Source organism: Bacteroides sp. HMSC067B03 (assembly GCF_001811315.1).
Taxonomy (GTDB): Bacteria; Bacteroidota; Bacteroidia; order Bacteroidales; family Bacteroidaceae; genus Bacteroides; species Bacteroides faecis.
Genome location: NZ_KV804259.1, coordinates 1 through 13,238, shown reverse-complemented (window position 1 = coordinate 13,238; position 13,238 = coordinate 1). Strand labels below are relative to the sequence as shown.

Below are 13,238 nucleotides of genomic sequence, written 5' to 3'. Positions count from 1 at the left end.
TAATGACGAGCATAAGTATCGGTCGTTTTGAGCTTGTCGAAGGATTTCCTCTTCTGTAGTCACAAAGAAGAGATTCTTCCTCCTTACAGTCGTCTGAATGACAGATAAATACGTCTCTAAATAACAGCTACGGTTAATACTTATTACCTATTACCTATTACTTATTAATCAGCCTTAGAAGAGGACAATACCTGCTTCTATGATTGCTCCTTTATCAAAATTACCGGATTTATTGTAATACCGTGTCAGCCCATAACCGCCAGTCGCAAAGATACTGAACTTCTTGCTGATCTGGTATTCCAGATTAGCTCGTGCCTGTAATGCATAAAGCCGTCTGGGAATCACTTCATCTTTATTGGAACACGTCTCTATATGCTGATATCCGAGGTCACCACTGATAGACAACCCTTTGTAAACGGGTACCGCCAGTCCGGCACGATAAGACGTACTGATGGAAAACTTATCATTCAGATTCTGATCAAACGATCCTACTCCCAGAATCGTATAAAACAGTTGGTTCTTGAACCGTACTCCTATATTGGCAGCTGTATTATTTCCGCCATATACCATCATCTGTACCCTTGTATCAGGGTTTGCATTCACAAGACCGAGCTGGAATCCCTTCATGTCTTCCCTGTAATAATTGACCAGACCGATCTGAAGGCCATGAGCCTTCGTTGCATAATTGCATAAACCGACCTGCACACCATTCAGACTTTTAGCGGTGATATTGGCGATACCGGCAATCTGCAAGCCGTTCATGTTTTCGCCTACCACATTCAGGAGCCCGGAAGTCATCATACCGTTGAAGCTCTGCCCTGTGATATTCGACACTCCGGAGAGCTGGAATCCCGAAGCCATATTTCCCGTTACATTCATCAGACCGCTTATCATTACCCCCGAATTATTGTCTCCACCGATGCCGGTAAGTCCCGAAATAATGACACCCTTTGAACCGTCCCCCGTGATATTCACCAGTCCGGCAGCAGAGAGTCCGACCGCATTATCTCCGCTGATATTGCTGACACCCGCTATCTGAACACCGCGCATCGTACCACCGGCAAGATTGGCCAATCCCGTGATCTGCACTCCATTCATATCTCCATGAATGACACTTCCCAAAGCATTGATGCCGACACCGTTGAGACGGTTCAGTGTAGATAGCAGACCGATGTTTACATAAGTCGTCTGAGTGCTGTCATACGGCTGTGTACAGATATCTTTCCAGAAAGAGAGGTTGATGCCCGCACTCTTGTTCTGTGCCGGCAAACAAACGGCAGCCATCAGAACAGCTGCCGTGAATATTGTCTTTATTATCTTCATCTTTATTATAACTCTTTTTTTCAGTTTAGGTTCACAGAGTACATTCCCTTATTCCTGCACTTTTCTTATCCTTTCGCTTCCTGATACAGATAGCGTTTGATACTCTTCTTCGGAGTCTTTTCAAACTCTTCGGGATAAATCTTCATTTTGAGGATTTGGCTGTATGCCGGTAACATGGCATTCAGTGCCACACGGTTTTCTTCCATTACCCGTTCGATATCCTCATTCTTCAGGCCGTGTGCAAACGCTTCGTCAAAGTCCGGATAAACCAGTCCGACGAGTTTCTCGTTCTGCTGTACGATGATGCTTTCCGATACATAAGGCAAGTTGTTCAGCTTGTCTTCGATTTCTTCCGGATAGATATTCTGTCCGCTGGCACTCAGCAGCAGGTTTTTGCTGCGTCCCTTGATGGTGATATTGCCTTCGGCGTCCATCAAAGCAAGGTCGCCTGTGTGCAGCCAGCCGTCTTTGTCGATCACGGCTTCTGTCGCTTCTTCGTTCTTGTAGTATCCGAGCATTACGTTAGGGCCTTTGCAGACGATTTCGCCGACGATATTCTCGGGATCGGAAGACAGTACCCGTACATCCATGCGTGGCGCAGCCTTTCCGCACGAACCCGGTTTGAATCTTTTCCAGTCTTCGTAGCAGATGATCGGCCCACATTCTGTCATGCCGTAGCCCACGGTGTAGGGGAAGTCTATCATTTTCAGGAATTGCTCTACCTCTTGGTTGAAAGCTGCTCCACCAACGATAATCTCCGCAAAGTTACCGCCAAACGCTTTGATCATTTCTTCGCGTATGGTTGCCTTTATCTTGTCGTTGATGATGGGTACTTTCAGTAAGATTTTCATGGTCGGTGTCTCCAGTTTCGGGAGTACACTCTTCTTGATGATTTTTTCAATGATGAGCGGAACGGCCACGATGAGATTCGGTTTCACTTCTTCGAATGCCTGGAAGATAATCTTCGGACTCGGCATGCGGGTAAGGAAATAAATGTGGCCACCGACGGAGAATTCGTAGAGGAATTCGAAAGCCAGTCCGTACATGTGTGCCATAGGCAGCATAGAGACGATCTTGTCTCCGGCTTTCAGTTCGAGTACTTCGTAAGCGAACTTGGTGTTCGACCAGAGGCTGCGGTAGGGGAGCATGACTCCTTTCGAGTAGCTCGTTGTGCCGGAGGTGTAGTTGATTACTGCCAGCTCTTCGGGCTCGTCTTTATGGTATTCGATGTGTTCCTTGCGGAAGTTCTTCGGATATTTCTTGCCGAACATTTCGTTCAGATGTTCGCGGGCATGTGTCAGCCGTTCGCTGCGCGATACCAATAAGGTGAAGTCGTTCATCATCAGGATACCTTCCAGCAGAGGCATTGCCGATTCGTTCAGGTTTTCCCAGACCATGTCTCCGACAAATAGTAATTTGGCTTCGGAATGGTTGACGATGTTGTGCACATTGTCCGCTTTGAACTCGTGAAGGATGGGGACGATGACTGCTCCATACGTTAGTGTGGCGAGGAAGGTGACTCCCCAATGGGAGCTGTTTCGTCCGCACACGGCGATTTTGTCTCCCTTGCGGATTCCGCTTTCTTCGAAGATGATATGGAGTTTTTCGATTTTTCGAGCAACGTCTTTATACTGAAGGGTGGCCCCCTTGTAATCTGTCAGGGCGTCCAGGTCCCAATTGTTCTTGATACTATTCTCAATGTAAGCTATAAAACTCTGTTCCATTGTTTTTTGCACATTTGGTATTAAATTGTGCAAATATAGTAATTAAATTAAGAATGAAGAATTAAGAATGAAGAATTTTTGGAAATGGGGAGTCTTGGAGTAATAAGAAACAAAGATGAGGAAGTTAAGGAGAAGAGGAACGGGGATAAGCGCAAAAGGGGTGTGCCACGCCTTTGGCACAAGTGTGCCGCACCGATGGCATAACCGTGCCAAGCCGGTGGCACAAGTGTTTCCGGCGTGTGGCACGATTGTTTCCGGCGTATGGCACAGTTGTACTCAGTGGAAGGCAGGGGAGTTATCAATGCTTGTTAGTGTCGTTCACAATGCATGATATGATGATTCACAATGCATGTTACGGACATTACCAATGCATGATGTGAGTCTGATAGTAGATCTATTTCAAGTACCATTCGTACATTTTCCGTACCCCTTCCTCAATTTCAATTTGGTGGTGCCATCCCAGGGAGTGGAGTTTGGAAGGATCGGTCAGTTTGCGCAGGGTACCGTCCGGTTTGCTGCTGTCGAAGGTTAGCTTGCCTTGATAACCTACCGTTTCTACGATTCGTTCGGCAAGTTGGCGGATGGTGATTTCCTTTCCGGTTCCGATGTTGATATGGCAGTTGCGGATATCCTTGTCACCTTCCTTATAGGTATCCTTGAAGTCCACATGTTCCATTACGAATACACTGGCGTCGGCCATTTCTTCGCTCCACAGAAATTCGCGCAGGGGAGTGCCGGTGCCCCACAATGTCACTTCCGTGTCACTGATGCCGTACTTGCGAAGGATATTCAGTATGTCCTCTTTCGGGCTGTCACCGTTGATGCCTTCTACGGGACGTCGGTTCATATCCTTGCGGACGGCTTCCCAATCTCCTTCCTTCAGACAATGTGCAAGGTGAATTTTGCGGATCATGGCAGGCAGAACATGGCTGCGTTCCAAGTCGAAGTTATCATTCGGACCGTACAGATTGGTCGGCATGACAGCGATATAATTCGTGCCGTATTGCAGGTTGAAACTTTCGCACATTTTCAGACCGGCAATTTTGGCGATGGCGTATGGCTCATTCGTATATTCCAGTGGTGAAGTCAGCAGGACTTCTTCTTTCATCGGTTGTCCGGCATCGCGCGGATAGATGCAGGTGCTGCCGAGAAACAGTAATTTCTTGACGTTATGGCGGAAACTTTCACCGATAACGTTCTGCTGTATTTGCAGGTTCTTATAAATAAAGTCGGCACGGTAAATGCTGTTGGCCATGATACCGCCCACAAAAGCAGCGGCCAGAAATACATACTCCGGTTGTTCTTCGTCGAAAAAACGGCGGACAGCCACACCATCCAGCAAATCCAGCTCTTTATGCGTGCGTCCGATCAGGTTGGTATATCCTTTGTCCTGCAAATTCTTCCAGATAGCAGACCCCACCAGTCCGTGATGTCCTGCTACATATATTTTAGCATTCTTTTCCATGATTGAGTAATGATATATATGAACACGGATTACGCTGATTAAAACGATCTTCATTTTAGATGTAAGATGCGCATAATCGGAGTAATCCGTGTCTGATTCGGGTTGTATTAGTGCTTGGCAGCAATCATTCTTTTTACTTTTTCCATGTCATGGCGAACCATGATGCTTACCAGTTCTTCGAACGAGGTTTTGCACGGATTCCATCCCAGCAATGTTCTGGCTTTGGTCGGGTCTCCTAACAGTTGTTCCACTTCTGCCGGACGGAAATACTTGGGATCAACCTCTACCAATACTTTCCCGGTAGCCACGTCGATACCCTTTTCATCCACACCTTCGCCTTCCCAGCGCAGTTCGATGCCCGCTTCCTTGAATGCCAGTGTGGCAAATTCGCGTACGGTGTGCATTTCTCCGGTGGCTATTACGAAATCTTCCGGCACGTCATGCTGGAGAATCAGCCACATACATTCCACATAATCTTTCGCATACCCCCAGTCGCGACGGGCATCCAGATTACCCAGATATAACTTGTCCTGCTCTCCTTGCGCGATGCGTGCGGCAGCGAGGGAAATCTTGCGGGTAACGAACGTTTCGCCACGGCGTTCACTTTCGTGATTGAACAAGATACCGTTAACGGCAAACATACCGTAGCTTTCGCGATAGTTTTTCGTGATCCAGAAACCATATTGCTTGGCTACTCCGTAAGGAGAACGGGGATAGAACGGAGTAGTTTCCTTCTGCGGAACTTCCTGCACCTTGCCGAAAAGTTCGGAGGTGGAAGCCTGATAGATGCGCGTTTTCTTTTCCAGTCCCAAGATGCGTACGGCTTCGAGCATGCGCAGCGTACCGATGGCGTCCGCTTCGGCTGTATATTCGGGCACGTCGAACGAAACCTTTACGTGACTCTGTGCGGCCAGATTGTAGATCTCATCCGGTTGTACCTGCTGTATGATGCGGATCAGTGAACTGGAGTCCGTCATGTCGCCGTAGTGAAGGTTGATGGTACGTTTTTGTTTCATGTCGCGCACCCATTCGTCAAAGTACAAATGTTCGATACGTCCCGTATTGAATGAAGAAGAACGACGGAGAATACCGTGTACTTCGTAACCTTTTTGCAAGAGAAATTCGGCAAGATAAGAACCATCCTGCCCGGTGATGCCTGATATAAGGGCTGTTTTCATATGCTATTAATTCTTTTATTTGAAAATATGGGGACAAATTTCGTTATTTTATGCTGTATATGCAAACCAAGTCCGTTTTATTTTCCCGCTCCTTTTCCCATCACTTTGTCTATGATGAGCGCGATGGCTCCGTCGCCCGTCACGTTGCAGGCGGTTCCGAAGCTGTCCATAGCGATGTATAGCGCAATCATCAGTGCTTGTGCCGATTCGTCGAAGCCCAGCATCGATTGCAGGATACCGAGTGCTGCCATGATGGCTCCTCCCGGAACGCCCGGTGCGGCTACCATTGTGATGCCCAGCATAAAGATGAATCCGGCAAACAGTGGGAAGTCGAACGGCATTCCCTGCATCATCATCAGTGCCAGTGCGCAGGCTACGATTTTCAGTGTGCTGCCCGACAGATGGATAGTGGCGCAGAGCGGAATCACGAATCCCGCAATATCGGCGGATACTCCATTCTTCTTCGTCTGTTCCAGCGTCACCGGAATGGTGGCGGCAGATGATTGTGTGCCTAATGCGGTGAAGTATGCCGGCATCATCTTACCCAATAGCCGGAACGGATTTTTATGGACAAAGATCGCTGCAATGGAATACTGAAAGACGAGCAGGAAAATATGTAACAGGAAGATGACTCCGATAATCTTGATAAATACCATCAGGATGGCATATACTTGTCCGGAATGAGTCATGTTCAGAAAAATGCCGAAGATGTAAAGCGGCAGCAAGGGCAGGATGACGGCGCTGATCATACGCACGATGATTTCCTGAAAATCCCGCGCTACATTTTTCAGCGAATCGCTGTTCAGTGCAGCCAGTCCCAATCCCAGTGTGAAAGCCAGAATCAATGCGGTCATGACATTCATCAGCGGAGGGATGGATACGGAGAAGTAGGGAAGGATACCATGCGCTTCGCTGACCTCTTCGAGCGGTGCGCCCACTTCGATGAGCGAGGGGAAGACGGCCATGCCTGTGAAGTAGGACAGGAAGCCCGAGAAGAGCGTTGCGCCGTAGGCGATAAGGGCGGTGACGAGCAACATCTTTCCCGCGCCTTTCCCGATGTCGGCAATGGCTATGGTGACCAGTCCGAGGATGATAAGCGGGATGGAGAAGTTAAGAAATTCACTGAAAATTCCGTTGAACGTAACGAATATTCGTACCAATGGGGCCGGAAAAACAGTACCGATGGCAATACCCAAGATGATAGCAATAATGATGCGTGGCAGCAGGCCGATCTTAATCTTCTTCATTCTGATATTTATTTGTTTGACTACAAAAATAGTATTTTAATCTAAAACTAGCGAACAAATGTGCTTTTCAAGTGTTTCTTACATAAACAATATTTTAAAATATATAAGATATGGCAAATCAGAATAAAACAGATATCGGGTTGATCGGTCTGGCAGTGATGGGTGAGAACCTTGCTTTGAATATGGAAAGCAAGGGGTGGCACGTCTCTGTTTACAATCGTACCGTCCCCGGAGTGGAAGAAGGAGTAGTAGACCGCTTTATGAATGGTCGGGCTAAAGGTAAAAACATTGAAGGTTTTACAGATATAAAGGCTTTTGTGGAATCAATAGCCACCCCTCGCAAAATTATGATGATGGTACGTGCCGGCAGTCCGGTAGACGAACTGATGGATCAGCTTTTCCCTTTGCTTTCTCCCGGAGATATTTTGATCGACGGTGGTAATTCAAATTACGAAGATACCAATCGTCGTGTAAAATTAGCAGAATCGAAAGGCTTCCTGTTTGTAGGAAGCGGGGTGTCGGGCGGAGAGGAAGGTGCTCTGAACGGTGCTTCCATCATGCCCGGAGGATCGGAGAAAGCATGGCCGGAAGTGAAGCCTGTTTTGCAGAGCATCGCAGCGAAAGCGCCGGACGGAACTCCTTGTTGCCAATGGGTAGGACCAGCCGGATCGGGACATTTTGTGAAGATGATTCACAACGGTATCGAATACGGTGATATGCAGCTGATCGCTGAGGCTTACTGGGTGATGAAGAATCTGATCGATTTGACGAATGAGGAGATGGCGGACGTGTTTGCCCGCTGGAATGAAGGAAAGCTCCGCAGTTATCTGATTGAGATTACTTCTAATATTTTGCGTCATAAGGATAAATCCGGCGGATATCTTATCGATAAGATTCTCGATGCTGCCGGACAGAAAGGGACGGGCAAGTGGTCTGTTATCAACGCGATGGAACTGGGTATGCCGCTGGGGCTGATTGCTACGGCGGTGTTCGAACGCAGTCTCTCGGCACAGAAAGATTTGCGTCATCTTGCTTCCAATCAGTTCATGTGTAAACATACATTGCCTATATATAATAAGGCGGATTTGGTGGAGGAGATCTTTTCTGCACTTTATGCTTCCAAACTTGTTTCATACGCGCAGGGCTTTGCTGTGTTGCAGCGTGCTTCTGATGCTTTCGGGTGGAATCTGGATTTGGCTTCCATTGCCCGTATGTGGCGTGGAGGATGTATCATCCGCAGTATTTTCCTGAACGATATCGCTGCTGCTTTTGAAGCGGCGGATAAGCCGAAGCATTTGTTGCTGGCTCCATACTTCCGTGAGGAGATCAAGACTCTGCTTCCCGGATGGAAGAATCTGGTAGCGGAGGCTATGAAGGAGGAATTGCCTGTTCCGGCATTCTCTTCTGCTCTGAATTATTTCTATTCGCTGACTTCTGAAGATCTTCCTGCCAATCTGGTGCAGGCGCAGCGCGATTACTTCGGTGCGCATACGTTTGAACGGAAGGATGAGTTGCGCGGACAGTTCTTTCATGAGAATTGGACGGGACATGGAGGGGATACGAAGTCGGGGACTTATAATGTATAGTGTACTTTTCTTTTGCCTTGATGCAAAAGAAAGGTACCAAAAGAAAAAATCAAGGCTGCACCTGCGGAGCTACTCCGGCTGTATCTCCGGCTAAAGGGCAGGAACTCGCTCCGCTCAAACAGCCTGCCCTTCTTGACGCCGGAGATACAGCCTCCGCTTGACGCTCCTTCGGTGAGGCCGGGAGACCGTTCGGATGTTAGTAGTGGGTGATTGTGTGTTAGGCTGGTCGGTTGAGGCTGGTCGGTTGAGGTGATGGATAGATAAAGGTAAAAAGTTAAAAATACGACGATGGATAAATTTGCAATGATTATTTTTGGTGCTTCGGGCGACTTGACGAAACGCAAGCTAATGCCCGCATTGTACTCTCTGTATCGGGATAAACGGCTGACAGGGAGCTTTACTGTTCTGGGAATTGGGCGGACTGTCTATTCTGATGAAGATTACCGTTCATATATATCGGGAGAGCTGCAGCAGTTTGTAAAGGCTGAAGAGCAGGATTTGGAGATGATGTCTTCTTTTGTTTCTCATCTGCATTATTTGCCGATGGACCCGGCGAAGGTGGAGGGGTATTCTGAACTGCGGGAGCGGTTGGTGGAACTTACGAAGGAGGTTGATCCCGATAATTTGTTGTTCTATCTGGCTACTCCGCCTTCATTGTATGGGGTGGTACCTTTGCATTTGAAGGCTGCCGGGTTGAATACTCCGCATTCCCGTATTATTGTGGAGAAGCCGTTTGGATACGATCTTGAGTCGGCGCGTGAGTTGAATAAGATTTATTCTTCTGTGTTTGCCGAGCATCAGATTTATCGTATCGATCATTTTCTGGGGAAGGAGACGGCACAGAATGTGCTTGCTTTCCGTTTTGCCAATGGTATATTTGAGCCTTTATGGAATCGCAATTATATAGATTATGTGGAGATTACTGCTGTAGAGAATCTGGGCATTGAGCAGCGCGGAGGTTTTTACGAGACGGCGGGAGCCTTGCGGGATATGGTGCAGAATCATCTTATTCAGCTGGTGGCTCTTACAGCTATGGAACCGCCGGCAGTGTTCAACGCAGATAATTTCCGGAATGAGGTAGTGAAGGTTTATGAGTCATTGACTCCGCTTACGGAGACGGACTTGAATGAACATATCGTTCGCGGACAATATACGGCTTCGGGCAATAAGAAAGGTTATCGTGAAGAAAAGGGCGTAGCTCCCGATTCGCGCACGGAGACTTATATTGCGATGAAGCTAGGTATCAGCAACTGGCGTTGGAGTGGAGTACCGTTCTACATCCGCACCGGTAAGCAGATGCCGACGAAGGTGACGGAGATTGTCGTTCACTTCCGCGAGACGCCCCATCAGATGTTCCGCTGTTCCGGTGGCAACTGTCCGAGGGCCAATAAGTTGATCCTTCGTTTGCAACCCAACGAAGGTATTGTGCTGAAGATCGGAATGAAGGTTCCGGGTGCAGGTTTCGAAGTCCGTCAGGTGACGATGGATTTCAGTTACGCACAGTTGGGCGGTGTGCCGAGCGGTGACGCTTATGCCCGTCTGATTGACGACTGCATTCAGGGCGATCCGACCTTGTTTACTCGAAGTGACGCTGTAGAGGCTTCCTGGAATTTCTTTGATCCGGTCTTACGTTATTGGAAAGAGAATCCGGACGCGCCTTTGTACGGTTATCCGGCAGGTACGTGGGGACCTCTCGAAAGTGAAGCTATGATGCACGAGCATGGGGCAGACTGGACCAACCCGTGTAAGAATTTAACAAATACAGATCAATATTGCGAACTATGAAACTATCTGTTTTCCCGTCGTCTATGGAAACGGCCCGTTCATTGATATTTCACCTGGTGGATATCATGAATGCTGAACCGGATAAAACGTTCAACATAGCGGTGAGTGGCGGCAGTACTCCCGCGCTGATGTTTGATTTATGGGCCAATGAATACGCTGATATCACTCCTTGGGGGCGTATGAAGTTATATTGGGTGGATGAACGCTGTGTTCCTCCCGAAGATTCCGATAGTAATTATGGAATGATGCGTTCCCTGCTTTTGGGGATAGTGCCCATTCCTTACGAAAATGTATTCCGCATTCGCGGAGAAGAGAAGCCGGTAAAAGAGGCTGCCCGCTATTCCGAACTTGTCGACCGGCAGGTACCTAAAAAGAATGGCTGGCCCGAATTTGACATTGTGTTGTTGGGAGCCGGAGAGGACGGACATACTTCCTCTATCTTCCCCGGACAAGAGGCTTTGCTTTCTTCCGACCAGATTTATGTGACCAGCATCCATCCCCGCAACGGACAGAAACGTATTGCAATGACCGGATTTCCGATTCTTACTGCCCGTCTGGTTATTTTTCTGATTACCGGAAAAGCCAAGGCGGAAGTGGTGGAAGAAATCTGTCACTCGGGAGATACGGGGCCGGCAGCTTATATAGCCCATCATGCGGAGAATGTGGAATTGTTTATGGATGCCGGAGCCGCGATGTATGTCCGGAACGGCTGAAAAGAGAAAAAACAACAGAAGAGAGACAATATAAAGACAAAGTAATAATATATAAGGAGAGAGAGTAACATTAGCGAAGAGAGAAGCTCACGGAGTCGAAACCGGGGGCTTCTTGCTTATGTAACCTATGCGGTCTCTTTTTCTTTCATCAAATAATAGAAGAGTATGAATCCATTTCAAAATTCGTTCGGCGGCCATATCCCACAGGATGTAGCCGGAAAACAGGGAGAGAATGTTATATTTATAGTGTATGGCTTGACTGATTCCCCCGATGCTGCTGATAAGGTAAAAGATGTATGTGCCAATTTCCCGGCGATGATCCGTAGTATGCGCAATCGTTTTCCCGACTTGCAATTCAGTTGCACGATGGGATTCGGAGCTGATGCGTGGACACGGCTTTTCCCCGACAAGGGCAAACCGAAAGAGCTGAGTACTTTCTCCGAAATAAAGGGGGAGAAGTATACCGCTGTTTCTACTCCCGGCGATCTGTTGTTCCATATCCGGGCGAAACAGATGGGGCTGTGTTTTGAGTTTGCTTCCATTCTTGACGAAAAGCTCAAAGGAGCCGTGGTGCCTATTGATGAGACTCACGGATTCCGCTATATGGATGGTAAGGCGATTATCGGCTTTGTGGATGGAACGGAGAATCCGGCTGTCGATGAGAACCCGTATCATTTTGCGGTGATTGGCGAGGAGGATGCGGACTTTGCAGGAGGCAGTTATGTGTTTGTGCAGAAGTATATTCATGATATGGTGGCGTGGAATGCGCTTCCGGTAGAACAACAGGAAAAGGTGATCGGTCGCCATAAGTTCAACGATGTGGAGCTGTCGGATGAAGAGAAGCCGGCGAATGCACATAATGCTGTGACTAATATTGGTGATGATTTGAAGATCGTACGTGCCAATATGCCGTTTGCCAATACCTCGAAAGGGGAGTATGGTACCTATTTTATAGGGTACGCAAGTACGTTCAGCACTACTCGCCGGATGCTGGAGAATATGTTTATCGGTAGTCCGGCAGGCAATACCGACCGTTTGCTCGATTTCAGTACAGCGATAACGGGGACGCTTTTCTTTGCGCCATCGTATGATTTGCTGGGTGAATTGGGAGAGTAAAAAGGGCCTGCGAACCGACTTAAAAGGCGGTGCGAGCGAAACAGATAAAAACATAGTGGGAAATTCGGAAAAGATAATGAGACTTTCCGAATTTCCCACTACGTTTTTTAAAGACAGAGTATTGTTTTTCTTCCTGTTTTATCCCGATCTTAATGAAATAAGGGGTAAAAAGTGAGAGGAGTGAGAGAGGAATTACAACATTCGTATTTTTTTTTTGAGAGATATAGAGTAAAGAGTAGGAATGAAAAAATATAAAAGTTACGAATCCTCTCTCACTCCTCTCACTTTTACAAGACCAATTTATCTTTTTTACATTCTTTGTATGATTGTCGGGTCATTGGAGGACTTCTTTAAGAAATCATTTCTGATAACGTACGCATCCATCTTTTCTGTATCGAAAGGCTTTAGGAAAGAAGCTATTTCCGCTTTACTCAATGAAGCATCAAGCCATTTCTCTTCATCCTCTTTGGCGAGGATGGCAGGCATCCGGTGCTTGGTGTTATCGATATAACCGGTGAGCGAATTGGTATCAGTGGTGATAATGGAGAAAGTTTCGTGTTCTTCTCCCGTATCCTTGTCCAGCCAGCGGTCGTAGATACCAGCCATAGAGAAGATGGGTTCATCTTTCAGATATATATAATAAGGTATCTTATTGGCTCCTTCATGCCTCCATTCAAAGTAGCCGGTACTGGGCACTATGCACCGTTTTTTCATGATCGGCTCTCGGAAAGACGGTTTCTCGAAGATGGTGTCTGCACGGGCATTAAGTGTCATCTTTCTTATTTCTGTCGCATCCTCTTCGGTTCTTACCCAAAAGGGGATTAGTCCCCAGTTGAAAACCTGTACTTCATCCGAAGAAGTAATGATGGGATATTTGGGGAAGGTGAACGCATTCACATGATACTGTTCGTCAAGAATACTCTGGTAAATCCCGACTACATCCGATTTGCGTCCGTAACGGGCGGCAACTTTGATGGCTTTGGCTGACATTGAGTTGTGGAAGCACATATTATTTGCAATTAATGTTTATAATGGATCAGTCTGAAAACCCTGTTTGAACTGCATACTGTACGGAAAAGAATATATTTAGGCACGGATTAC

The 13,238-nt window shown here is 47.3% G+C and carries 12 protein-coding genes; 6 read left to right on the top strand and 6 right to left on the bottom strand.

The features are described 5' to 3' along the window. Positions 1–174: 174 nt before the first annotated feature. Both HMPREF2794_RS01875 and HMPREF2794_RS01870 read right to left on the bottom strand, forming a co-directional pair. Complete coding sequence (locus HMPREF2794_RS01875; RefSeq protein WP_070750748.1) at positions 175–1,323, bottom strand: LA_2272 family surface repeat-containing protein; 1,149 nt, start codon at positions 1,321–1,323, stop codon at positions 175–177. 65 nt (positions 1,324–1,388) lie between these two features. Continuing rightward, entirely contained in the window at positions 1,389–3,047 is a 1,659-nt protein-coding gene (locus HMPREF2794_RS01870) for an AMP-binding protein (RefSeq protein WP_070750746.1), read from the bottom strand. Between the two features lie 115 nt (positions 3,048–3,162). On the opposite strand from HMPREF2794_RS01870, the gene HMPREF2794_RS28345 reads away from it, so the two are divergent. Further along, positions 3,163–3,378 (top strand): hypothetical protein, encoded by a 216-nt coding sequence (locus HMPREF2794_RS28345; RefSeq protein WP_130061579.1) that lies wholly within the window; start codon positions 3,163–3,165, stop codon positions 3,376–3,378. 63 nt (positions 3,379–3,441) lie between these two features. Here the strand turns inward: HMPREF2794_RS28345 and HMPREF2794_RS01865 are convergent, their stop codons facing one another. From HMPREF2794_RS01865 to HMPREF2794_RS01855, 3 genes are all read right to left on the bottom strand, one after another. Beyond that, positions 3,442–4,512 carry a GDP-L-fucose synthase family protein gene (locus HMPREF2794_RS01865; protein WP_010537769.1) on the bottom strand — a complete coding sequence of 357 codons (1,071 nt, stop codon included), beginning with the start codon at positions 4,510–4,512 and terminating at the stop codon, positions 3,442–3,444. Positions 4,513–4,619: 107 nt separating this feature from the next. Beyond that, positions 4,620–5,690, bottom strand: a complete 1,071-nt coding sequence (gene gmd, locus HMPREF2794_RS01860; protein ID WP_070750744.1) for a GDP-mannose 4,6-dehydratase — start codon at positions 5,688–5,690, stop codon at positions 4,620–4,622. A gap of 77 nt (positions 5,691–5,767) precedes the next feature. Next, positions 5,768–6,937, bottom strand: a complete 1,170-nt coding sequence (locus tag HMPREF2794_RS01855) for a dicarboxylate/amino acid:cation symporter (RefSeq protein WP_055270055.1) — start codon at positions 6,935–6,937, stop codon at positions 5,768–5,770. Between the two features lie 110 nt (positions 6,938–7,047). Here HMPREF2794_RS01855 and gnd point away from each other — a divergent pair, with 110 nt between their 5' ends. The 5 genes from gnd (at position 7,048) to HMPREF2794_RS01830 (ending at position 12,137) form a co-directional block, all read left to right on the top strand. Continuing rightward, the gene (gene gnd / locus HMPREF2794_RS01850; protein ID WP_070750742.1) at positions 7,048–8,523 is read left to right on the top strand and encodes a decarboxylating NADP(+)-dependent phosphogluconate dehydrogenase; all 1,476 of its coding nucleotides are present in this window, start codon (positions 7,048–7,050) and stop codon (positions 8,521–8,523) included. A 20-nt stretch (positions 8,524–8,543) separates the two neighbouring features. Further along, entirely contained in the window at positions 8,544–8,684 is a 141-nt protein-coding gene (locus tag HMPREF2794_RS28750) for a hypothetical protein (protein ID WP_168166581.1), read from the top strand. A 127-nt stretch (positions 8,685–8,811) separates the two neighbouring features. Continuing rightward, the gene (zwf, locus tag HMPREF2794_RS01840; protein ID WP_055270051.1) at positions 8,812–10,308 is read left to right on the top strand and encodes a glucose-6-phosphate dehydrogenase; all 1,497 of its coding nucleotides are present in this window, start codon (positions 8,812–8,814) and stop codon (positions 10,306–10,308) included. Continuing rightward, entirely contained in the window at positions 10,305–11,021 is a 717-nt protein-coding gene (gene pgl, locus HMPREF2794_RS01835) for a 6-phosphogluconolactonase (RefSeq protein WP_022301948.1), read from the top strand. Before zwf ends, pgl begins: the two co-directional genes overlap by 4 nt. Before the next feature lie 165 nt (positions 11,022–11,186). Further along, the gene (locus HMPREF2794_RS01830) at positions 11,187–12,137 is read left to right on the top strand and encodes a Dyp-type peroxidase (RefSeq protein ID WP_022301088.1); all 951 of its coding nucleotides are present in this window, start codon (positions 11,187–11,189) and stop codon (positions 12,135–12,137) included. A gap of 309 nt (positions 12,138–12,446) precedes the next feature. On the opposite strand, the gene HMPREF2794_RS01825 is transcribed toward HMPREF2794_RS01830, so the two are convergent. Next, the gene (locus HMPREF2794_RS01825) at positions 12,447–13,145 is read right to left on the bottom strand and encodes an SOS response-associated peptidase (protein WP_022301087.1); all 699 of its coding nucleotides are present in this window, start codon (positions 13,143–13,145) and stop codon (positions 12,447–12,449) included. Positions 13,146–13,238 lie beyond the last annotated feature (93 nt).